The sequence below is a fragment of the Actinomadura madurae genome, assembly GCF_900115095.1.
Lineage (GTDB): Bacteria > Actinomycetota > Actinomycetes > Streptosporangiales > Streptosporangiaceae > Spirillospora > Spirillospora madurae.
Map to the genome: position 1 here is coordinate 236,624 of NZ_FOVH01000013.1, position 20,568 is coordinate 257,191.

At 72.3% G+C, this 20,568-nt stretch carries 18 protein-coding genes; 14 read left to right on the plus strand and 4 right to left on the minus strand.

From position 1 onward, the window contains the following. The first annotated feature begins 11 nt into the window (after window positions 1-11). Genes BM339_RS31895 through BM339_RS31910 form a run of 4 tightly spaced genes read left to right on the plus strand, consistent with a single transcriptional unit; the run spans window position 12 to window position 4,196 of the window. Window positions 12-1,145, plus strand: a complete 1,134-nt coding sequence (locus tag BM339_RS31895) for a thiolase C-terminal domain-containing protein (RefSeq protein WP_256255551.1) — start codon at window positions 12-14, stop codon at window positions 1,143-1,145. Further along, a complete protein-coding gene (locus tag BM339_RS31900; protein WP_075023274.1) occupies window positions 1,142-2,317 on the plus strand; it encodes an acyl-CoA dehydrogenase family protein in 1,176 nt (391 codons plus the stop codon). The genes BM339_RS31895 and BM339_RS31900 overlap by 4 nt, the downstream gene beginning before the upstream one ends. After that, entirely contained in the window at window positions 2,314-3,333 is a 1,020-nt protein-coding gene (locus BM339_RS31905; protein ID WP_075023275.1) for an acyl-CoA dehydrogenase family protein, read from the plus strand. Before BM339_RS31900 ends, BM339_RS31905 begins: the two co-directional genes overlap by 4 nt. Beyond that, window positions 3,330-4,196, plus strand: coding sequence for an enoyl-CoA hydratase/isomerase family protein (locus tag BM339_RS31910; RefSeq protein WP_075023276.1), 867 nt, complete (start codon window positions 3,330-3,332; stop codon window positions 4,194-4,196). Before BM339_RS31905 ends, BM339_RS31910 begins: the two co-directional genes overlap by 4 nt. Here BM339_RS31910 and BM339_RS31915 read toward each other — a convergent pair. The 4 genes from BM339_RS31915 to BM339_RS31930 all read right to left on the minus strand — a co-directional run bounded on the left by BM339_RS31915 (window position 4,182) and on the right by BM339_RS31930 (window position 8,795). Then, window positions 4,182-6,215, minus strand: coding sequence for a right-handed parallel beta-helix repeat-containing protein (locus BM339_RS31915; RefSeq protein ID WP_143118684.1), 2,034 nt, complete (start codon window positions 6,213-6,215; stop codon window positions 4,182-4,184). The genes BM339_RS31910 and BM339_RS31915 overlap by 15 nt on opposite strands. A 330-nt stretch (window positions 6,216-6,545) precedes the next feature. Continuing rightward, window positions 6,546-6,923, minus strand: a complete 378-nt coding sequence (locus BM339_RS31920) for a nuclear transport factor 2 family protein (RefSeq protein WP_021596047.1) — start codon at window positions 6,921-6,923, stop codon at window positions 6,546-6,548. Window positions 6,924-6,964: 41 nt separating this feature from the next. Then, entirely contained in the window at window positions 6,965-7,609 is a 645-nt protein-coding gene (locus BM339_RS31925; protein WP_021596046.1) for a TetR/AcrR family transcriptional regulator, read from the minus strand. 34 nt (window positions 7,610-7,643) lie between these two features. Then, window positions 7,644-8,795: a Rieske 2Fe-2S domain-containing protein gene (locus tag BM339_RS31930; protein WP_021596045.1), complete on the minus strand. Its 1,152-nt coding sequence runs from the start codon at window positions 8,793-8,795 to the stop codon at window positions 7,644-7,646. A gap of 102 nt (window positions 8,796-8,897) precedes the next feature. Here BM339_RS31930 and BM339_RS31935 point away from each other — a divergent pair, with 102 nt between their 5' ends. The 10 genes from BM339_RS31935 (at window position 8,898) to BM339_RS31975 (ending at window position 20,561) form a co-directional block, all read left to right on the plus strand. After that, a complete protein-coding gene (locus BM339_RS31935; protein ID WP_075023278.1) occupies window positions 8,898-9,839 on the plus strand; it encodes a PDR/VanB family oxidoreductase in 942 nt (313 codons plus the stop codon). 168 nt (window positions 9,840-10,007) lie between these two features. Continuing rightward, window positions 10,008-10,952, plus strand: coding sequence for an alpha/beta fold hydrolase (locus BM339_RS31940; protein ID WP_075023279.1), 945 nt, complete (start codon window positions 10,008-10,010; stop codon window positions 10,950-10,952). After that, on the plus strand, window positions 10,940-11,068 hold the full coding sequence (locus BM339_RS51835; RefSeq protein WP_256255552.1) for a hypothetical protein: 129 nt from the start codon (window positions 10,940-10,942) through the stop codon (window positions 11,066-11,068). Before BM339_RS31940 ends, BM339_RS51835 begins: the two co-directional genes overlap by 13 nt. Then, complete coding sequence (locus BM339_RS31945) at window positions 11,065-12,582, plus strand: sugar ABC transporter ATP-binding protein (protein WP_075023280.1); 1,518 nt, start codon at window positions 11,065-11,067, stop codon at window positions 12,580-12,582. Before BM339_RS51835 ends, BM339_RS31945 begins: the two co-directional genes overlap by 4 nt. Beyond that, the gene (locus BM339_RS31950; protein WP_021596040.1) at window positions 12,579-13,589 is read left to right on the plus strand and encodes an ABC transporter permease; all 1,011 of its coding nucleotides are present in this window, start codon (window positions 12,579-12,581) and stop codon (window positions 13,587-13,589) included. Before BM339_RS31945 ends, BM339_RS31950 begins: the two co-directional genes overlap by 4 nt. 60 nt (window positions 13,590-13,649) lie before the next feature. Continuing rightward, a complete protein-coding gene (locus BM339_RS31955) occupies window positions 13,650-14,603 on the plus strand; it encodes a substrate-binding domain-containing protein (protein ID WP_161790942.1) in 954 nt (317 codons plus the stop codon). 44 nt (window positions 14,604-14,647) lie between these two features. Next, window positions 14,648-15,115 (plus strand): (2Fe-2S)-binding protein, encoded by a 468-nt coding sequence (locus tag BM339_RS31960; RefSeq protein ID WP_075023281.1) that lies wholly within the window; start codon window positions 14,648-14,650, stop codon window positions 15,113-15,115. Then, window positions 15,112-18,501: a molybdopterin cofactor-binding domain-containing protein gene (locus BM339_RS31965; protein ID WP_075023282.1), complete on the plus strand. Its 3,390-nt coding sequence runs from the start codon at window positions 15,112-15,114 to the stop codon at window positions 18,499-18,501. The genes BM339_RS31960 and BM339_RS31965 overlap by 4 nt, the downstream gene beginning before the upstream one ends. Continuing rightward, window positions 18,498-19,820 carry a M20 family metallopeptidase gene (locus tag BM339_RS31970; protein ID WP_021591644.1) on the plus strand — a complete coding sequence of 441 codons (1,323 nt, stop codon included), beginning with the start codon at window positions 18,498-18,500 and terminating at the stop codon, window positions 19,818-19,820. Before BM339_RS31965 ends, BM339_RS31970 begins: the two co-directional genes overlap by 4 nt. 57 nt (window positions 19,821-19,877) lie before the next feature. Further along, the gene (locus BM339_RS31975) at window positions 19,878-20,561 is read left to right on the plus strand and encodes a TetR/AcrR family transcriptional regulator (RefSeq protein WP_021591643.1); all 684 of its coding nucleotides are present in this window, start codon (window positions 19,878-19,880) and stop codon (window positions 20,559-20,561) included. Window positions 20,562-20,568 lie beyond the last annotated feature (7 nt).

The following is a 20,568-nucleotide window of genomic DNA, read 5'->3' on the forward strand; positions in this document are numbered from 1 at the left end:
AACCGCGAGGGGTGGCGATCGTGGGGGCCGCGGAGACCGACGTCGGCGTCCTTCCCCACCTGTCGGAGCCGGACCTGCACGCCCGCGCGGCCGCCATGGCGCTGGCCGACGCCGGACTGACCCCGGCCGACGTGGACGGCATCGCCACCGCCTGGCATTCGCCGATCGACATCGCGCACCACATCGGCGTCACCCCGTCCTGGCACGACGGCACCACCGTGGGCGGCTGCTCGTTCCTGGTGCACGTCGGCCACGCGGCGGCGGCCATCGACGCGGGGCTGTGCACCACCGTGCTGGTCCTGCACGGCGAATCCGGACGGTCGCGGATCGGGCGGCCGTCACGGCGCACACCGCCCGATTCCCTGTCCCGCCAGTTCGAGGCGCCGTACGGGGTGCGCGGCGCGGTCACCGCCTTCACCCTTCCCGCCCTGCGCTTCCTGCACGAGACCGGCACCACGCGCGAGCAGATGGCCGCCGTCCCCGCCGTGCAGAGCCGCTGGGCGCACGGCAACCCGAGGGCCTGGCGGGCCGAGGAGTTCACCGTCGAGGACGTGCTCGCCTCCAGAGTCGTCGCCTGGCCGTTCCACAAGCTGGAATGCTGCCCCGTCACCGACGGCGGAGCGGCCCTGGTGCTGACCGCTGCCGAACGCGCCGCCGACCTGCCGCGCACGCCCGTCCATCTGCTGGGGGCGGGCGAGGCGGGGGAGAGCCCGCTGGTCGCCCACATGGAGGACCTCACGTCCTCCCGGGCCTTCCGCGAGTCGAGCCGCCGGGCGTTCGCGCAGGCCGGCGTCACCGTCGCCGACGTCGACCATCTGATGGTCTACGACCCGTTCGCGCACCTGCCGCTCTACGGGCTGGAGGACCTCGGATTCGTCGGCCGCGGCGAGGCGGGCGCCTTCGTGGCGGACGGCAACACGGCCCCCGGCGGTTCCCTGCCGATGAACACCAACGGCGGCGGCCTCTGTTACACGCACACCGGCATGTACGGCATGTTCGCGATCCAGGAGTCCGTCCGGCAACTGCGCGGAGACGCGCACCGGCAGGTGGACGGAGTGGAGATCAGTGTCGTCCAGGGAGTGGGCGGCATCTTCACCTCCGCCGCGACACTCGTCCTGGCCGACCGCCTCAAGGAGGGCCGATGACCGAGGACTTCTCCGCCCGGGCCGCCGCCTGGCTGGCCGAGCACGCCCCCCGCGAGCCCGTCACCGGCGTGACGGAGGCGCGGCTCTTCCAGGCGGAGCTGCACGGGGCCGGATTCGCCGGCATCGCCTGGCCCACCGAGCACGGCGGCCAGGGACTCACCCAGGTGGAACAGCGCACGTTCGACGAACTGGCCAGGGACTACGCGCTGCCTGCCAGACCCTTCCTCATCGGGCTCGGCATGGTCGGCCCCACACTGCTGGACCTCGGCACCGCCGAGCAGAAACGGCGCTTCCTGCGGCCGATTCTGCGCGGCGACGAGATCTGGTGCCAGCTCTTCTCCGAACCCGACGCGGGCTCGGACGTCGCCGGCCTGACCACGCGGGCGCGGCGGGACGGCGACGGCTGGCTTCTGCACGGCCAGAAGGTGTGGACGTCCCGGGCCGAGTACGCCGAATGGGGGGCGGTGCTGGCGCGCACCGACCCCGACGTGCCCAAACACCGGGGGATCACGATGTTCGTCGTGGACATGGGCTCCCCGGGCGTCCAGGTCAGGCCGCTGCGCGACATGACCGGCACCGTTCGCTTCAACGAGGTGTTCTTCGACGGCGTCCGGCTACCCGCCGGCGCCGTGGTCGGCGCGGTCGGCGAAGGCTGGGACGCGGCGGTGCGGATGCTCGGCCACGAGCGGATCACCATCTCCGACCTGCGCCTTCCACGCGACCACCCGGCCTCCCACACCGCGCTCGCCGCACTGGCCCGTGCCCGGGGCGTCGCCGATGACCGGCACGTCCGCCGCCGCCTGGCCGAGGTTTACCGGGCGGAGCGGCTCGCGGAACTGCTGGCCGCCAGGCTGGGAGAGGAGGCGCGCGCGGGCCGTCCCATCGGCCCCCGCGGCTCGGCGGGCAAGCTGGCCGCCGGACGGCTCGCCCGCCTCTCCGCCGACGCCATCGCCGACATCGCCGGCCACACCGGGCTGGCGTGGGAACCGGAGGACGGCGCCGCGGCCCGGCTCGCCGCCGCCCTCCTGGACGCTCCGTCCGCCCGCATCGCCGGAGGCACCGACGAGATCCAGCGGCAGATCATCGGCGACCGGGTACTCGGCCTGCCTCGCGAGCCCGCCACCGACCGCGACGTCCCCTTCTCGGAGTCGCGTGCGAGAGGAACCGCATGAGCCTGGTACCGACCGCCGAGCAGGAGCAACTCCGCGACGCCACACGCCGGTTCCTGGCCGGGGCCCCGCCACCCGCCGCCGGGCCGGATCGGGAGACATGGCGCCGCCTGGCCGAGGACCTGGGCGTGACCGGCCTCATCGTGCCGGAACGGCACGGTGGTGCGGGGGCGGGGGCCGCCGAGCTGACCGTCGTCCTCGAAGAGATGGGGGCCGCGCTGCTCCCCGCCCCGTTCCTGTCCTCCTCGGTGCTCGCCGCGAGCCTCCTCCTCCAACTGGACGGGACCGACCTGCCGGCCGGAATCGCCTCCGGAGAAAAGATCGTCGCCGCGGCCCCGTGGTGGGACCCCGCGTCCGGGCCCATCACGGCCGACGCGGACGGCCGCCTGCACGGACGGGTACCGTGCGTGGTCGACGGAGACCTCGCCGACGTCTTCCTGGTCGTCGCCGACCACCGCGCGGTCTTCGCCGTGGACGCCGACGACCTGGTCCGGCGGACCCTGACCACGCTCGATCTCACCCGGGGCGCCGCCCGGATCGAGCTCGCCGGCGCCGCGGGCCGCCCGCTGCCCTGCCCCGACCTGCCGCGGGCGCTCGACGCCGCCTGGAACCTGACGGCCGTCGGCCTCGCCGCCGAACAACTCGGAGTGGCTCGCAGATGCCTGGACATGACCGTGCGGTACGCGCGAACCCGCGTGCAGTTCGGAAGGCCGATCGGCTCGTTCCAGGCGGTCAAGCACGCCCTGGCCGACCTCTACGTCGACTGCGAACTGGCCGAGTCAGCGGTTCGTCACGCCGCTCGGGCGGCCGATTCCGAACCCGGCGAACTCCCCGCGGCCGCCGCGCTCGCCCTCGCCTCGATGACGGCCTTCCAAGCCGCCGATCAGGCCATCCACCTTCACGGCGGCATGGGATTCACCTGGGAGTACGGCCTTCATCTCTACTACCGGCGGGCCAAGGCGGCTCAACACCTGCTCGGCGACCCCGCCACCCATCTGGACCGGTTGGCCCGGCCATGAAAGACGTCCACACCGACATCGCGGGCCACACCGCCGTGGTCGAACTCCGGCGTCCCCCGTCGAATCACTTCGACACGGCTCTGATCGCTCAACTCGCCGACACCTACGAGGCTCTGGATCGCGACCGCTCATGCCGTGCGATCGTTCTCTGCTCACAGGGAAGGCACTTCTGCGCCGGTGCCGACTTCAGCCGCTCTGACGCTGTTCTGGACGACGCGTCCGAACTCTATTCCCAAGCCCTCCGCCTGTTCCGCTGCCGGACCCCGGTCGTGGCCGCGGTGCAGGGCGCGGCGATCGGCGGGGGGCTAGGCCTGGCACTCTCCGCCGACTTCCGGGTCGGTGGCGCGGGCTCACGATTCGCCGCCAACTTCAGCCGCCTGGGCTTCCACCCGGGCTTCGGCATCTCAGTGACCCTCCCACTCGTCGTCGGACACCAGAAGGCCCTCGACTACCTGATCACCGGACGCCGCTTCAAAGGCGAGGAAGCCCACCGCGCCGGCCTTCTCGACGAACTGACCGACGACGATGACATCCGCCGAACGGCGATGCGCCTTGCCGACCGAATGGCATCCGCCGCACCCCTGGCAGTGGCGAGCATCAAACGAACCATGCGACAGGAGCTGGTCGATCGGGTAGCCGACGCCATGAGTCGTGAGAACCAGGAGCAAACCCGCCTGCGAACCACCCCCGACTTCGCCGAAGGACTGACCGCCTCCTCCCAGCGCCGCCCACCGAACTTCACCGGGGCCGCCCCGGGGCCCGCCAGCCCGCCATCACCCGGCAATTGCCCCCAAAGTAGCGCGCGGAATCGCGAGGCCGCGCCTCATGCTCCTGGTCCCTTTGAGACGTTATGGGAGTTGTAGGGGGAAGGCCGCCGCTCGGGCGTAGAGCTTGTAGAGCTTGAACGGGCCCGCGAAGGACAGCCCGCAGGCGTTGTCGAGCATGCTGGTCGCCTTCTTGTTGCCCAGCGTCGTGCCGCGCGCCCCGGGATGGTCGATCTGGCCACCCATGAACACCGCCATCTTGTCCAGCATGTGGTCGCGCTGGCCGGTCGTCATCTCCTGCCAGGAATGGCAGGTCATCGCGGCGAGCATCGCGTCGTCGAGTTCGCTCGCCCCGTGATCGTGGGGGTCGCCGGCGGGCGCCGCCCTGGACGCGGCCGGGGCGGGGGCCTCGGGGGTCGTGAACCAGGGGCACGGGCCGCCGGGCTTCAAGTTGGCCATACAGGTGAGCAGTTCGAGTTCGTTGCCCAGGTTGCCGAACCCGATGCTGAGGAAGGGCGCCCTTCCGTTCAGGCAGTCGGGCAGGTTGGTGGGTGACGTGGTGACGGTTCCGTTGGAGTACCAGCAGTTGCCGAAATTGCCGGGGAATGCGTCCCACCAGAAGTCCAGGCCGTTGCCTGCCATCCGGTTGCCGTAGAACTGGTTGCGGTGCGAGGTGGACAACTTTAGCGGGTCGCAGCCTGTCATGGGCTGATCGGAGCAGACGAACGCGTCCGGCACGGCGAAGAGCATGGCCCCACGCCGCCAGTTGTCGCGGAAGCTGTTATTGCGGACGACGTTGTCGTCACCGCCGGCGATCCACATTCCGCTCCCCACCGGGACCGGCACCGTCGGCACCACGTCGCTGTCAGCCAGGTACGGGTTGAAGTTGTTGGAGAAGAAGTCGTTGTGCTCGATGAGGTCGCCCTGCTGCGGGAAACCGGGATGCCCGGCGGCGGTGAACACGTCCGTGGTGAACCCGAGGGCATTGTCGTAGAAGTTGTTGTGGTGCACCCAGGTCGCGCTGCCGTCGGTGCCTGAATAACCGCTGGTGTTGTGGTGCGAGTCGCAGTACCGAATCTGCTGGCTGTAGCGCGCGGTCGGGTAGACCTTCTCGTCGCGTCCGGCCGCGGTCTTCGCGCCCGACCCGGGATACAGCCCGGAGTCGCCGTTCCCGACCGCCTCGCAGTTCTGAATCACACCGTGGTCTTCGACGAAGGTGAGCACGCCGTACTCGCCCGCGTAGAAGGTCTTGAATCTGTCCAGCAGGTACCCGTTGCTCTCCAGTACGTAGATGTTGTGTTCTTCAGCGTGCCGGACTGTCATGTTCCGCAGGACGAAGCCGTCGGCCCTGTCGGCACGGATGCCCACGTCCTTCGCCGAGTTGCGCGGGCCGCCGTTGCCGGACGACGGATCGCCGGCGTCCACGACCACGTCGTCGGCGCTCACGCCCGACCCTTCGAGCTGGAGGTTGCAGCGCACGCACGTGCCCAGGTTGGGGATGCCGTGCCGGTCGACGAGCGGCGGATCCGGGTCCTCGCCGCCGCCGGGAGCCCGTCCGAGCACGGCGATCAGGTTGGCGTCGTTCTGGCAGGTGTACTCGCCGAGGTAGGAGTACGCGCCCGTGCTCAGCTTGTACTGCTCGCACGCGGGGTCGTGGGTCGGCTTCTTCCGCGCCGTGGGCTCGGTGTAGAGACCCGGCAGCACCACGACCCGGTCGTTGTTCCGTGAATCGGTCACCGCGGGCTGGATCTCGCTGTACCGGCACCGGTCGAACAGCGCCCGGTTGATCCGCTTCAGCTCCCGCGCCTCGGCAGCGCCGAAAGCCCGGTGGTCGTGCGGGCGGATGTCGTAGCCCGACTTCAGCGCCCGCTTGATCGAGGCGTCCAGCCGTTCGAGGGAATCCGGCCGGCACACCACCCGGGTCGTGCTCCGCGGGGCGTTCTCGACCGCCGACGCCAGGCTCCGCGGTGTCGGCACCTTCCCGCCCGCGCACGGGCTGACGGAACAGTCGGGACCGGGAGACGGCCAGTACGACGGCCGCTCGATGTGCGCCTGTGCCACCTGCACCAGGCCGAGGACCAGCACGATCGCTGCCGCCGGCGGCACCCCCAACCTCATGAGAATCCGCGGGCCCATCCGGTACTCCCTCGCTCGGCGCTCCGCACTGGCCCCCGAACGCTTACTTGGTGCTCATAGAACCACGACCACCAAATCCGAGAAAGCCTCACAACCAGACCGGTATCGATTCTCAGACCCGCCTCCGCCGCGACGGCAGGCTGCACACCGGCGACCTGGCCTTCACTCGCCGCGATGATCGCCGATATCGCCGAAGCGACCGAGCAGGCGCGCGACATCCGACGCTACCGCCCCCAGATCGAAGCCGGCGTACTCCAGTGGGAAATTGTTCACTGACCCTGGTCGAGACGGCCACCACTTAACCAAGCACTATTAGTGTCCGTCGGGTTGGTCTGGGGTGAAGGGCCATTCTTCGAACTGGGTGCAGCGGCCTTCGGTGTCGAAGCGCATGATCCATAGGTCGCGCCAGCGTGCCAGGTCGTCGCGCTCGTAGGTGACCTCGATGCGCACGACCGCTCTGTCGCCGTCGATGGCCACGATCTCGCTCGTCATCGTGAAGGGTTCGTCGGGGCCGTCGCGTTCGGCGTCCCACCACTGGCCGAGCCGGGGCAGGCCCACGATCGGGTGTGCCCACGGTGATGGCAGGTAGGACACGTCCGGCGAGAACAGGTCGGTGAGCGGCTCGGTGCCGGGAGTGCGCCACGCCCGCTCGTACCCGGCGACCCACCGTTCTACGGCATCTCTGTCCACACCTTCCATGCTGCCAGCCACGGTCCGGCGTGCCGGGGATTTCAGGGTGTGGGGGCGAGGCCCTTGGCTATCAGGTGCAGGCCGAATTCGAACTGGTCCGAGGACGGCAGGGACGGGAGGTCCGCGGAGAGCCTCACCGTGGTGGGGAAGCGGTCGGCGGGGAGGCCGGCGTAGAAGTGGTGGCGCTGGCGGCGGGCCTCCGGGTCGTCGCCCCAGGTGCGAGGGGCCTGGTAGCCGGAGAAGCCCAGGGCGTAGGTGATGAGGACGCCGTAGGCACGGGTTGCTTCGGCGCCTTTCAGGCCGGCGGATTCGAGGCGGGCCAGGACGTCCTCCATGGCGCCGTCCAGGGCGTCGATGCTGTCGGTGACGCGGGTGGAGAGCAGGCGGACGACGCAGGGGTGGGCGAGCATCATCGCGCGGAAGGCCCGCCCGCAGCTCACGAGGATGTCGACGGGGTCGTCCGTCCCGGCGGGAGGGAGCTCCATCCCGCCGAGGACGTGGTCGGCCATCGCGTCGAGGATCTCCTCCTTGTTGCGGAAGTAGCTGTACAGGGTCATCGCGCCGACGCCCAGTTCGCCGGCCAGGCGCCGGACGGTCAGGGTGTCCAGGCTCTCGGAGTCGCCGATGCGCACGGCGGTCTCGACGATGCGTTCGCGGGTGAGCGTCCGCGCGTCCTTCTTGGCCATGCCGCTCCGTGTCTCGTCGGTTTCCCGAGCGAGGTTAGCGCTTGTACGGCTGGACGTTCGGCCTGCTCTGCTCGACCTTGCGCCGCCACGCGGTGAGGGACAGGTCGGGGCGGTAGAGCTTCTCCGGCGGGGCGTCCATCACGTCGACCATCCAGGCGTCCTGCGCGGTGAACTGGCCGTGGAAGAGCCAGCGGACGGCGGTGAGGTACTTGACCTTGAAGAGGCCGGCGCGGGCACCGGTCTCGAAGCGGACCATCAGCTGGACGTACCGCACGTTGTCGGCGTCCACCGGGACGTACCACTCGTAGTGGATGAAATGCGGGTAGGCGACGCGGAGGATGCCGGGCATCCGGATGGAGACGAAGCCGGGCAGGTCGAGGCCCTTGATCACGGGGTTGATCTTCTGGGCCTTGCCGGGGGCGTCGGGCAGCGGCATCCGCTTCCACCAGCGCTTGTTCGTCCACAGGCCGAGGCCGGGCATGTCGGCCTCCCAGTGCACCTCGTCCTGGACGCGGACGAGCCATTCGCCGCGTTCGACGACGCGGGTCTTGTTCCAGGCGGGCATCACCTTGAAGAGCCGCCACAGCGCCGTGTTGTGGAGGTACTTGGCGTGGCCCTCGTCGAACCCGTTCTCGGCGGCGAACCGCCAGTTGCCCTTGCGGATGTCGGTGCGGCCGCCGATGACGAGGGCGTTGTGCCGAAGTTCCTCGGGGAGGTCGTCGTTCAGGGGGTGAGGGTCGCCGTCGCCGATGTACACCCAGATGAGGCCGAAGCGCTGCTGGACGGGGTAGGTCCGCACTTTGACGCGGCCCTTGATGGGCGAGTCCGGGCCGTCGGTGAGGACGCCGCAGAGGTTCCCGTCCTTCAGGTCGTAGGTCCAGCCGTGGTACGGGCAGGAGACCGTACCGGGGAACTGGCGCCGGCCCAGGGAGAGGGGCACGCCGCGGTGGGGGCAGCGGTCGTGCAGGGCGTGGATCTCCTCGCCCTCGCGGACGAGGGCGATGTTCTCGCCGAGCACGGTGACGGCTACGGGCTTCTTGCCGACCTGCTCGGTCCACAGGACCGGGTACCAGTGGTCGCGGAACCCGAGGACGGCGCTCTCGTAGGTCGGCCAGGACGACCAGTCCTGGCCGGGCTGCCGCCGCTGCGGCCGGGAGCGGCCGGGGGACGTGGCGTTGGTGGTCAACGGTGCCTCCTTGAACAATGTTACGTACTTTGTACGAGCCCATTCCGCCTTGTCAAGCCCGGCTCTTGACGGCCATGCAAAGTACCGTACATAGTACGAGCCATGCTGGAGAACGAACACGAGCTGCTCGTCCGCTCGATGACCTGGGAGGCGGCCGGCGTCCTGTCGGTCACGCTGGCCGGGCTCGGCGGCGGGCCGCTGCCGCCCTGGGAGCCGGGCGCCCATCTGGAGCTCGACCTCGGCGAATGGGTCCGCCAGTACTCGCTGTGCGGTGAGCCGGGGGAGTCCGGGACGTACCGGATCGCCGTCCTCTACGAACCGGACGGCCGGGGCGGCTCGGCCTTCGTGCACGAGGAGTTGCGTCCTGGCCAGACGGTGCGGGTGCGCGGCCCGCGCAACCGGTTCCCGCTGGAGGACGCGCCGCGGTACCTGTTCCTGGCGGGCGGCATCGGGATCACGCCGCTGCTGCCGATGATCGCGCGGGCCGCCGGCCGGGGCGTCCCGTGGCGGCTGGTCTACGGCGGCCGGAGCCGGAGCTCCATGGCGTTCCTGCCCGAACTCGCCCGGTACGGGGACGCGGTGACGGTCGTCCCCGAGGACCGCGCCGGGCGTTCGGACCTCGATGCCCTGCTCGGCACGCCGCAGGAGGGCACCGCCGTCTACTGCTGCGGTCCGGAGGGCCTGCTCGCGGCGGTCGAGAAGCGGTGCGCGGCGTGGCCGGACGGCAGCCTGCACGTCGAGCGCTTCGCCGCGGCGCCGCGCGGTCCGGCGGACGACACCGCGTTCGAGGTGGAGTGCGCGCGGTCCGGGCTGACGATCGAGGTCGAGGCGGACGAGACCGTCATGGACGCCCTGGAGCGCGCCGGCGTCCAGGTACCGAACGCCTGCCGCGAGGGCATCTGCGGAAGCTGCGAGACGCCCGTGCTGGCAGGGGTTCCGGACCATCGGGACGGGCTGCTGACCGAGGCGGAGCGGGAGGCCGGAAGGACGATGATGCCCTGCGTCTCGCGCTGCCTCTCGGCCCGGCTGGTTCTGGCTCTCTGAGCGATCTCCGAGCCGGAATTCCGATCCGGGGCATTGACTCCTGACCTAAGTAGTGTACATAGTACGCATCACCCGTTATTCGCGGCTTCATCTCGACTTTCTCGGTAGCGCGCCCCTTCTCGCGGGGCGCTTGAGCCTCCGCAAGGGGCCGGAAGAACCGGAGAACCCATGACCGCACCGACCACCGGAACCCGGCACACCGTGCTGGGAGCCGCGCTGCGGGTCCGCACGATCGGCGAGGGAACGCCCACCGTCCTGCTGCACGGCGGCGGCCCGGGCTGCTCCGCCTGGACCGACTTCGCCGCGCTGGTGCCCGAGCTGCACGGCCGCCGGCTGATCCTGGTCGATCTCCCCCAGTACGGCGATTCGGACGCGCCGCAGGCCGACCGGCCGCTGTTCTCTTTCCACGCACGGTACGTCATGGCCCTGCTCGATGACCTGGGAATTCACCGCGCCGACTTCGTCTGCCAGTCGCTCGGCGGGTCGGTAGCCCTGCTGATCGCCGCGCGCGAGCCGCACCGCGCCGGCCGGATCGTCCTCACCGGCGGCCGCCCCGCCGACCTCGGCGGAACGCCCGGAGCGAGCGGCGCGGCGATCCGCGCCGCGTACTACGGCGGCGAGGGGCCCACCCCGGACAAGATGCGCGATCTCATCCGCGACCACGAGTGGAACGATCCCGCGATCGTTCCGGAGGCCACGGTCTTCGAGCGCTTCCGCAACAGCGTCACCGTCGACGCGCTGGCGCTCGGGACGGACACCGAGGCGCGCGGCCTGCCCGAGGACCTCGGCCCCCTCCTGCACACCGTCACCGCGCCCGTCCTGCTGCTGTGGGGCTCGGCCGACCCGTTCGCCGACGTCGGCTACGCGTCCCGCCTGGCGGCGGCGCTGCCCGCCGCCGTCCTGGAGGTGCTGCCCGGCACGGCGCACCACCCCCAGGAGGAGCGGCCCCGCGACTACGCCCGGCTCGCCGAGGCGTTCCTGAACGCGCCCCGTCCCCACGACCTCCCGCGTCCCCACGACCTCCCGCGTCCCCACGACCTCCCGCGTCCCCACGATCTCCCGCCCCTCGATTCCCGGCTCGCTCCTGTGGAGGCCACCCGATGCGAATCCTGATCACCCTCGCGCTGCTGCTCGCCGCCGTGTTCGGCATCCCGCCGGTGCGGCGCCGCGCCCTGGCCTCGTTCGTCCGCGCCACCGGGACGGCGGTGCGGACGGAGCCGGGCTCGTGACGGCGTCCCCGGCCGTGACCGCGCCGCCGGCGGTCGCCGCGCGCGGTGTCACCATGCGGTTCGGGACGTTCACCGCGCTGGACGGCGTCGACCTGGACCTCGCGGCGGGCGAGGTCCACGGCCTGATCGGCTCCAACGGCGCCGGCAAGTCGACCCTCATCAAGGTGCTGTGCGGCGCGTACGCGCCGGGCGCCGGGCACCTGGAGGTCGAGGGCCGCAGGGTCGGCAACGTGACGCCCGCCCAGGCCGAGCAGGCCGGGATCACCGTCGTGCACCAGGAGACGCAGCTGTTCCCGGAGCTGACGGTCGCCGACAACATCGTCGTCGCCGCCCCGCACCGGCGGGGCCGGCTGCTGCGGGACCGCCGCGCCGACCACGCCGAGACGGCCCAGCTGCTCGGCACCCTCGGCCTCGACCTCGACCCGGCGCGCCGCGTGGGCGCGCTCGACCTCGCCGAGAAGAAGCTGCTGCAGGTGGCGCGGGCGCTGCGGGCCCGCCCGAAGCTGCTGATCCTGGACGAGCCCACGGCGGCGCTGGAGCCGCGGCAGTGCCGGCGCATCACCGAGCTGGTGCGGCGCCTCGCCGCCGAGGGCCTCGCGGTCCTGTTCGTCAGCCACGACCTGGACGAGGTGCGGCTGCTCTGCGACCGGATCACCGCGCTGCGGGACGGCCGGGTCGTCGCCCGCCTGGAACGCGGCGAGGCGACCCCGCACGGGCTGGTGGAACTGGTCGCGGGCCGGACCCTCGCCAACGCCCCGGACCGGGAGCCGCACGAGGCGGGCGGCGTGCTCGTCCGCGCCGACCTGCCGGACGCCCCGGAGCTGGAGCTGCGGCACCGTGAGGTCGTCACGATGACCGGCATCCTCGGCTCGGGCGCGGGCCGCTTCGCGCGCACCCTCGCCGGGGCGCGCCGCCCGCCCCGGCACGTCCCCGCCGCCGTCGAGGTCGGCGGCCGGACGGTCAGGCCGCACAACCGGATCGCGGCGGCCGCCGCCGCGATCGGGTTCGTGCCGGAGGAGCGCAAGCGGGACGGGGTCCAGCCGCTGCTCAGCGTCGAGCGGAACATCGCGCTCGGCGACGTGAAGGCGTTCACCCGGTTCGGTGTCCTGGACCGGCGGAGGATGCGCGCCGAGGCGCTGCGGCTCATCGCCGAACTGGACGTCCGCCCCGCCGACCCGGCGTTCCCGGCCGGGCTGCTGTCCGGCGGGAACCAGCAGAAGGTCCTGATCGCGCGGTGGCTCGCCGCGGGCGCGCGCGTCCTCGTCGTGGAGGAGCCCACCCACGGCATCGACATCGGAGCGAAGGAGCACGTGCTGCGGCAGCTCCGCGCCTTCGCGGACGAGCGCGGCTGCGTCGTCATCGTGGCGCTGGAGAGCGAGGAGTTCCGCTCCATCACCGACCGCTACCTGGCGTTCCGGCGGGGACGCCTGGTCGCCGAGCTCGCGGCCGACGTCACGCACGCCGAACTGATGACGGCGTGCCTCGGCGAACACCCGGAAGGTCTTGCCCCATGAAGAGAACCGCCCCCGCGCTGGAGGACGCGTTCGTCCCGCTGCTGCTGGTCGTCCTCGCGCTCGTCCTGACGTTCTCGACGGACTCGTTCCTCAGCAGCGGCAACATCCTCAACGTGCTCAGCTCGATGGCGATCCTCGCGATCGTCGCGTTCGGGCAGACGTTCGTGATCGCCGGCGGCGGGTTCGACCTGTCGGTGGGCGCGCAGGTCGCGCTGCACGGCGCGGTCGGCGCGATCGTCATGCGCGACACCCAGAGCATCGCGCTCGGCCTCGCCGCCGCGGCGCTGTCCGGGATCGTGTTCGGGCTGCTCAACGGGATCCTCGTGATCGCGCTCAAGGTCCACCCGTTCATGATCACGCTGGGCACCTCGGTGATCGGGGTGGGCGTCACGCTCATCCTCACCCACGCCGAGTCGGTCGGCGGGCTGCCCGCGAGCATCGCCGGGTTCGGCGTCGGCCGCCCGCTCGGCGTCCCGTGGATCGTCTGGGTGATGATCGCCTGCTTCGCCGTCTCGGCGTTCCTGCTGAGCGTGAGCCCGTTCGGGCTGCGGGTGCTGTCCAGCGGCGGCAACCGGGAGGCGGCGCGCCTCGCGGGCCTGCGCGTCGAGCGGACGATCGTCGCCACGTTCGTGCTCGCCGGGACGTTCGCCGCCGTGGCGGGAATGGGGACGACCGCGCGGCTGCAGTCGGCGCAGCCGACCGTCGGCGAGGGCCTGGAGCTGTTCTCGGTCGCGGCGGTCGTGCTCGGCGGCAGCGCGCTGCACGGCGGGCGGGCCGCGATGTGGCGGACGCTGCTCGGCGTCCTCGTCATCTCCGTGATCCAGAACGGCCTCAACCTGAACGGCGTCGGCGACGCCTGGCAGGAGGTCGCGGTCGGGATCGTGTTCATCCTCGCCATGTCGGCCGAGCTGCTGCGCCGGTTCTCCCGCCTGCGCGCCGGGCGGCGGGGGGCGCCACCGGCGCGAACCGGCGTCGCGGACGTCCCGGCCGAGGCCACCGCCACCTGACCGTCCCCCGGCCCCCCGCCTTCACCACCATCCCCGCACCAGGAGATTCACACCATGCGCATGACCCGACTACGCGGCATCGCCGCGGCGGCGCTCTGCGTCGTCCTGGCCGCCACCGGCTGCAGCGGCTCGGACGCGTCCGAGAAGGGCAGGAAGACGATCGGCGTCAGCTTCGCGGCGCCCCGGATCGCCCTGTACTCCGGGATGCAGAAGGGCATCCAGGCCGAGGCGAAGAAGCTCGGCGTCGACGTCGTCTTCACCGACGCCGGCGGCGACCCGCTCAAGCAGGCCAACGACATCAACGACCTCATCGCGAAGAACGTGGACGGCATCCTCGTCTCCGCGATCGACTCCAAGGCGATCGTCGCCCCGCTGAACGCGGCGAAGGCGGCGAAGATCCCGGTGATGACGGTCGCCCGCGACGTGGAGGACAAGTCCAGCCGCGCGTCCTACATCGGCAACGACTGGGGCAAGTCCGGCCGGCAGATCGCCGAGTGGACGTGCGAGAACGTCGGCAAGGGCAAGATCATCATGATCAAGGGGCCGTCGGCGGCGCCCTACGTCCAGGAGATGACGAAGGCCTACAAGGCGGTCGTCGGCTCGGCCGACTGCCCGGGCATGACGGTCGCCCACGAGGTCAACGTCTCCGCCCTCACCTCCGAGGAGGGGCTGAAGGCCACGAAGGCGTCGCTGTCGGCGGTCCCGGACGCGAAGGTCGTCTACGCCAACCTCGACGACTTCCTCACCGGCGTGGTGCAGGCGATCAACGAGGCCGGCAGGGGCGGCCAGATCACCGTGACCGGCTTCGACGGCATCCCGTCCACGCTCGCGATGGTGCGGGACGGGCGGGTCGGCTTCGAGATCGCGCTCCAGCCGAAGAAGTGGGGCGCGACGGCGCTGCGGACGATGGCCGGCGAGCTCGACGGGAAGGAGACGCCGAGCGTGGTGAACATCGAGACCCGGCCGTTCGACAAGAAGACCTCCGACGATCTCACCGAGGCCGACCTGGAGTAGCCGCGGCGGGTCCCGTCCATCCGTCCCTTCCTGCGAGGTCCTTCATGAACATCACCGTCAACGGGGAGACCGGCGACGCCGCCGCGCCGTCCGGGACCGTCCTCGCCGCCGTCCTGCGGGAGCGGTTCGGGGCAACGTCGGTCAAGCTCGCGTGCGAGCGCGGCGAATGCGGCGCCTGCACCGTGCTCGTCGCCGGCCGACCCCGGCTGTCCTGCGCCACTCCGGTCGAACTGGTGGACGGCGAGGTCACGACGGCGGAGGGCCTCGCGGAGGAGTCCGCGGACCTGCGCGCGGCGTTCGCCGACCTGGGCGCGTTCCAGTGCGGCTTCTGCACGCCGGGGCAGGTCGTCCACGCCAGCGCCCTGCTCCGCGCCGGCCTTCCCGCCGACGCGGAGCGGGCGCGGGCCCGGGTGCGGGCGGAGCTGTCCGGCAACATCTGCCGCTGCACCGGCTACGCGGCGATCGTCGAGGCCGTCTGCGCGACGGCCCGGGCACGGGGGGAGGCCGAGTGACCACCCGGATCGGGCGCGGTGTCCGGCCGCTGGACTGGCGGGACCGTTCGCTCGGACGCGTCGCCTACACGGGCGACCTCACCGATCCGCCGCACCTGCACGCCGCGGTGCTGCGCTCACCGGTTCCGCACGGGCGGATCAGGCGGCTGGACGTCGCCGGCGCCCTGCGCATGCCGGGCGTGCGCGGGATCATCACCGCGGACGACTTCCCGCCCGGCATCACCTACCTGCACCGCGGCGGGCACATGTCCGACCGGCCGCCGCTCGCCGCGGGCGTGGTGCGCTACATCGGGCAGGAGATCGCGGCCGTCGCCGCCGACACCGCCGAGCAGGCCCGCGCGGCGGTGTCGGCGATCCGGCTGCGGATCCGCCCGCTGCGGGCGCCGCTCACCATCGCCGAGGCTCTCGCGCCGCGGGCCCGCGCGCTCCACGAGCGGCCGGCGGAACGCAACGTCGCGATCCGGTGGAACGGCGTGTGGGGGGACCCGGACGCCGGGGTCGCGGCGTCGGACGTGATGGTCGAGGGCGACTTCGTCTACCCGAGCGTCGCCCACGCCTGCATGGAGCCCAACGTCACGCTCGCCCGCTGGGACCCCGGCCGGGAGGTGATGGAGCTGTGGACCTCCACGCACGCGCCCTACTTCATCGCCAAGGAGGTCTCGCACCTGCTGGGGCTGGAGCACGACCAGGTCGTGTGCCGCGAGGTCGCCACCGGCGGGAGCTTCGGCTCCAAATCGAAGGCGTCCGAGCACGAGATCCTCGCGGCGGCGCTGGCGCGCAAGACCGGGATGCCGGTGCTCATCTCGCTGACGCGCGAGGAGGAGTTCGCGTCCAACAAGCCCCGGCACCGCTTCGAGACGCGGCTGCGCACCTACGCCGACGCGGACGGCAACCTGCGCGCGTTCGAGACCGAGGTGAACGTCGACAACGGCGCCTACTCGCACATGGGCTCGTCGGTGATGCGGGTCGGCGTCATCACGCTGGGGTCGGTGTACCGGGCGGACGGCGTCCGGTTCGACGCCCGGCTCGTCGACACCGCGACGCAGCCCGGCGGGCAGTACCGGGGGTACGGGACGCCGCAGGTCGCCCTCGCCATGGAGTCCCAGCTCGACGAGATCGCCGAGCGGCTCGGCATGGACCCGATCGACCTGCGGATCCGCAACGCCGTCGAGCCGCACACCGAGACGCTGTGCGGCTACCGCGTCACGACGGCGCGGCTCGCCGACTGCCTGGAGACCGTCCGGCGGGAGCTGGACTGGGACGCCAAGCGGGCCGCGCGGACCCCCGGCCGCGGCGTCGGCGTGTCCACCGCGGCGCACGGGTCGGGCGCCTACGCCTATCCGCTGTCGAACGTCAGCGAGGCGGGCGTGGACGTCGGCGGCGACGGCCGGGTGAGGGTCCGGTTCGGCGGATCCGACGCGGGCACCGGCCAGAAGACGATCCTCGCCCAGATGGCCGCGGAGGAACTCGGGGTCGAGCCCGAGGACGTCGACGTCCTGTCGATGGACGGCGAGCTGACGCCCCTGGACCTCGGCGCCTGGTCGTCCCGCGCGACGCACATGTCCGGCATGGCCACCGGGCGGGCGGCCCGCGAGATGGCCGCCAGGCTGCGGGAACTCGCCGCGGGCAAGCTCGGCTGCGCCGCGCGGGAGGTCGAACTGCGCGGCGGCGCGGCCCACCACGGCGACGGCTCGGTGGGCTTCGCCGACCTGGCCGGCGCGGAGGGCGGTCTCAGCCTGGAGGCCCGCTACGAGCTGGAGGGCACCGAGACGATCACGCCCGGCGAGGACAGGGCCAACCTGTCGCCCACCTACTCGTTCGCCGCGCACGGGGCGGAGGTGGAGGTCGACGTCCGGACCGGGAAGGTCACCGTCCTCGACTACGTCGCCGCGCACGACATCGGGCGGGCCGTCAACCCCGTCATGGCCGAGGGCCAGATCATCGGCGGCGCCGTCCACGGGCTCGGCGCCGCGCTCGGCGAGGAGCTGATCCGCACCGAGGGACGGGTCGTCAACCCCGCCTACATCGACTACGCCGTGCCGCGCGCCGCCGACGTGCCCGCCGTGCGGGCGTTCATCGTCGAGGGCCACGACGACGCCGGTCCGTACGGCGCGAAGAGCGTCGGCGAGATCCCGATCATCCCGCCGGGCGCGGCGATCGCGAACGCGGTGTACGACGCGGTCGGCGTCCGCGTCCGCGACCTGCCGATCACCCCGGACAAGGTGCTGCGGGCGCTCGCGGAGAAGGAGGGGCGGGTCCGCGACCACCGGCTGCGGCGGCGCCCGTCCCGCTGGTGGATCGCGCTGATGCGGGCCGCGTACCCGCGCGGCGTCCACGCGCTGCTGCACCGGTGGGGGACGCGGTTCGGCCGGCAGGGCCGGTACCCGGAGCTGCGGCCGCCCGCCCCCGACCTCGCCGAGGTCGCCCGGCCGGAGACCGTCGCGCAGGCGCGGGCCGCCCTGCGGGACGGGACGGCGATCGGCGGCGGCACCGACGTGCTGCTCCAGCGCCGGCAGCGGCTGATCGCGCCGAAGCGGCTCGTCTCCACGGCCCTGCTCCCCGGCCTGCGCGACATCGCCGAGGAACCGGACGGGACGGTCGTCATCGGCGCGGCCGTCACGCTGGCCGAGCTGTCCGCGCGGTTCGCCGAGTCCGTCCCGGCCCTGGCCGAGGCCGCCGAATCGATCGCCTCGCCGCAGGTCAGGAACGCGGCGACGGTCGCGGGGAACCTGCTCCAGGCGAAGCGCTGCCGGTTCTTCCGCAACGGCTTCCCCTGCTACAAGCGCAACGGCGCGTCCAGCCCGTGCTACGCGATCCTCGGCGACCACCGCTTCCACCACGCTGCCATCGACGGGCACCGCTGCCAGGCGGTCACGCCGTCCGACCTGGCCACGGTGCTCGTCGCACTGGACGCGTCCGCCGACCTGTCCGACGGGCGCCGGATCCCGATCGCGGACCTGTACACCGGGCCCGGGGAGACGGTGCTGGAGCCGGCCGACCTGGTCGTGTCCGTCCGGATCCCCGAACCGGGCCGGGCCTGCGTGTTCGAGAAGCTCGCGCTCTGGCAGGGCGACTTCGCGATGGTGTCGGTCGCCGCGTCGAGCCGGTCGCGCGAACGCTGGGAGGACACCCGGATCGTGTTCGGCGCGCTCGCCCCCACGCCGTGGCGCCCCGCGGACGCCGAGCGCGCGCTCGACGGGCGGCCGTTCGACCCCGCCGCGCTCCGCGACACCGTGGACGCCCAGCTCACCAGGTACGGGCACCCGCTGCCCGGCAACGCGTGGAAGCTCGACGCCGCCGCAGGACTGGCCGAACGCGCCGCCGAACGGCTCGCCCGGACCCGGCCCCGTGAGACCGAAACCCCCGAGAAGGAGGAATCCCCATGACGGCGCTGGACGAGGCGCGCCTCGGACTGCTGCGGGACGCCGAGAGGCTCATCGACCCCGAACGGCTCGCCGAGATCATCACCGGGATGACCGGCATCCCCAGCCCCACCGGCGAGGAGGGCGAGCTGGCCCGCTGGGTCGTGTCGACGCTCGCCGCGTCCGGCCTCGACGCCGCCTACCAGCCGATCGACGACGACCAGGGCAACGCCGTCGCCCGGCTGCGCGGCGACGGCACCGGCCCCGACCTGCTCCTCTACGCCCCGATCGACACGCTCACCACCGGGGACCCCGGCGAGGACCTGCCCCACGTGGGCACGGCGCTGCGCTACGACATGGAGCCGAACCCCGTCCGGGACGGCGACTACGTCATCGGCCTCGGCGCGAGCAACCCCAAGGGGCACGCGGCCTGCCTGGTCGCCGCGCTGGAGATCCTGCACCGGGCCGGCACGCCGCTGCGCGGCGACGTCGTCCTCGGGCTGGGCGCGGGCGGGATGCCGACGAACAAGCGCACCGCCCCGCACGTCCGCCGGTACAACGCCGGGCAGGGCAACGGCTGCTCGTTCATGCTGGAGCAGGGCGTCTGGGCCGACTACGCGCTGATCGCCAAGCCCGGCTGGGCCGTCTCCTGGGACGAGGTCGGCCTGTGCTGGTTCGAGGTCACCGTCGGCGGCACCTACTCCTACGCGGGCAGCCGGCACCGCATCGACTACCGCAACGCGATCCTCGGGGCGGGCACGGTCGCCGCGGCCCTGGAGGAGTGGTTCGCCGAGTACACCGCCCGCCACACGTCCGGGACGGTCGCGCCGCAGGGCAACATCGGCGCGATCGAGGGCGGCTTCATGCGGATGCCCGCCGTCTCGCCCGCGACGTGCCGGTTCGTCCTCGACCTGCGGACGTCGCCCGCGTCCACGCCGATGAGCGTCAAGCGGGAGTTCGGCGACGCGATCGCCCGCATCGCCGCCGCGCACCGGCGGCTGGAGATCGGCTGGGACATGGTCCTCGCGATCCCCGGCACCGCCACCGACCCGGGCTCGTGGATCGTCCGCGCGGCGATCGAGGCGTGGGAGGCCGAGGAGGGCCGGGCGCACGAGCCGATCCTCGGCAACAGCGGCGCGACCGACGCCAACATCCTGCGCAGCCGCGGCCTGCCCACGGCCCGGATCGGGATGACCAGGGCGGGCGCGCAGGCGCCGCTGCCCGTCGACTTCCCCATGGGGATGAACGTCGTCGACGTCCGGGAGATGTGCCGGCTCACCCGGCACGTGCTGCGCACGACGATCAACACCTGTACCCGGGCAAGAGCGGACGCGGGCCTGTGATCCCGGGCAAGATTGAGCGGAGAAGAGTTCACGATCTTGGGCGAGACGGAGCGAAGAGTGGCGACACGGCGACCCCCCTCCCGAGGACGCCGTCCGGACAAGGCGCTCACGGCACAGGACATCCTGGACGCCGCCATCGGGATCGGCGACCGGGAGAGCCTCGACGGGCTGACCATGCGGCGCCTCGCGAGCGAGCTCGGCTTCAGCACGATGGCGCTGTACCGCCACTTCAAGAACAAGGACGACATCCTCGACGGGATGGCCGACCAGGTGCTCGGCAACCTGCGGCTCCCCGACGAGATCGGGCCCGACCCCATCACCGAGGCGCGCCGCATCGCCGAGGCGTTCCTCGCCATGATGCGGGAGCACCCGAGCGTCGTCCGGCTGCTGTCCACCCGGACCACGGCGAGCCGCGAGTCGCTGAGCGGCGCGTTCGAGCGCGTGCTGGCGCGGCTCCGGCAGGCCGGGCTGCCGCCCGCCGAGGCCGTCCGCGTCTACGGGCTGCTGCTGACGTACGCGCTGGGCTTCGCCGCCTACCAGATGCCGCGCCCGTGGGGCGGGGACGGCCCGGACGCCGCCGAGCTGCGCCGGCAGCGCGCCCACTTCTACTCGGCCCTCCCGGCCGGCGAGTTCCCCAACATGGTGGAGCTGTCGCCCGAGCTGGCCTGGCTGCCCACGGACCGGCAGTTCCACGCGGGGCTCGACGTCCTGCTGAAGGGGCTCGCGGCCGAGCGGCCCTGACCCGCGT

What these genes read in the sequence shown, in the direction of transcription:
- BM339_RS31970 (WP_021591644.1), top strand. Translation starts at nt 18,498, where the DNA reads ATGACGGCGCTGGACGAGGCGCGCCTCGGACTGCTGCGGGACGCCGAG.
- BM339_RS51835 (WP_256255552.1), top strand. Translation starts at nt 10,940, where the DNA reads ATGCGAATCCTGATCACCCTCGCGCTGCTGCTCGCCGCCGTGTTCGGC.
- BM339_RS31960 (WP_075023281.1), top strand. Translation starts at nt 14,648, where the DNA reads ATGAACATCACCGTCAACGGGGAGACCGGCGACGCCGCCGCGCCGTCC.
- BM339_RS31925 (WP_021596046.1), bottom strand. Translation starts at nt 7,609, where the DNA reads ATGGCCAAGAAGGACGCGCGGACGCTCACCCGCGAACGCATCGTCGAG.
- BM339_RS31955 (WP_161790942.1), top strand. Translation starts at nt 13,650, where the DNA reads ATGACCCGACTACGCGGCATCGCCGCGGCGGCGCTCTGCGTCGTCCTG.
- BM339_RS31935 (WP_075023278.1), top strand. Translation starts at nt 8,898, where the DNA reads ATGCTGGAGAACGAACACGAGCTGCTCGTCCGCTCGATGACCTGGGAG.
- BM339_RS31905 (WP_075023275.1), top strand. Translation starts at nt 2,314, where the DNA reads ATGAGCCTGGTACCGACCGCCGAGCAGGAGCAACTCCGCGACGCCACA.
- BM339_RS31900 (WP_075023274.1), top strand. Translation starts at nt 1,142, where the DNA reads ATGACCGAGGACTTCTCCGCCCGGGCCGCCGCCTGGCTGGCCGAGCAC.
- BM339_RS31915 (WP_143118684.1), bottom strand. Translation starts at nt 6,215, where the DNA reads ATGAGGTTGGGGGTGCCGCCGGCGGCAGCGATCGTGCTGGTCCTCGGC.
- BM339_RS31950 (WP_021596040.1), top strand. Translation starts at nt 12,579, where the DNA reads ATGAAGAGAACCGCCCCCGCGCTGGAGGACGCGTTCGTCCCGCTGCTG.
- BM339_RS31910 (WP_075023276.1), top strand. Translation starts at nt 3,330, where the DNA reads ATGAAAGACGTCCACACCGACATCGCGGGCCACACCGCCGTGGTCGAA.
- BM339_RS31940 (WP_075023279.1), top strand. Translation starts at nt 10,008, where the DNA reads ATGACCGCACCGACCACCGGAACCCGGCACACCGTGCTGGGAGCCGCG.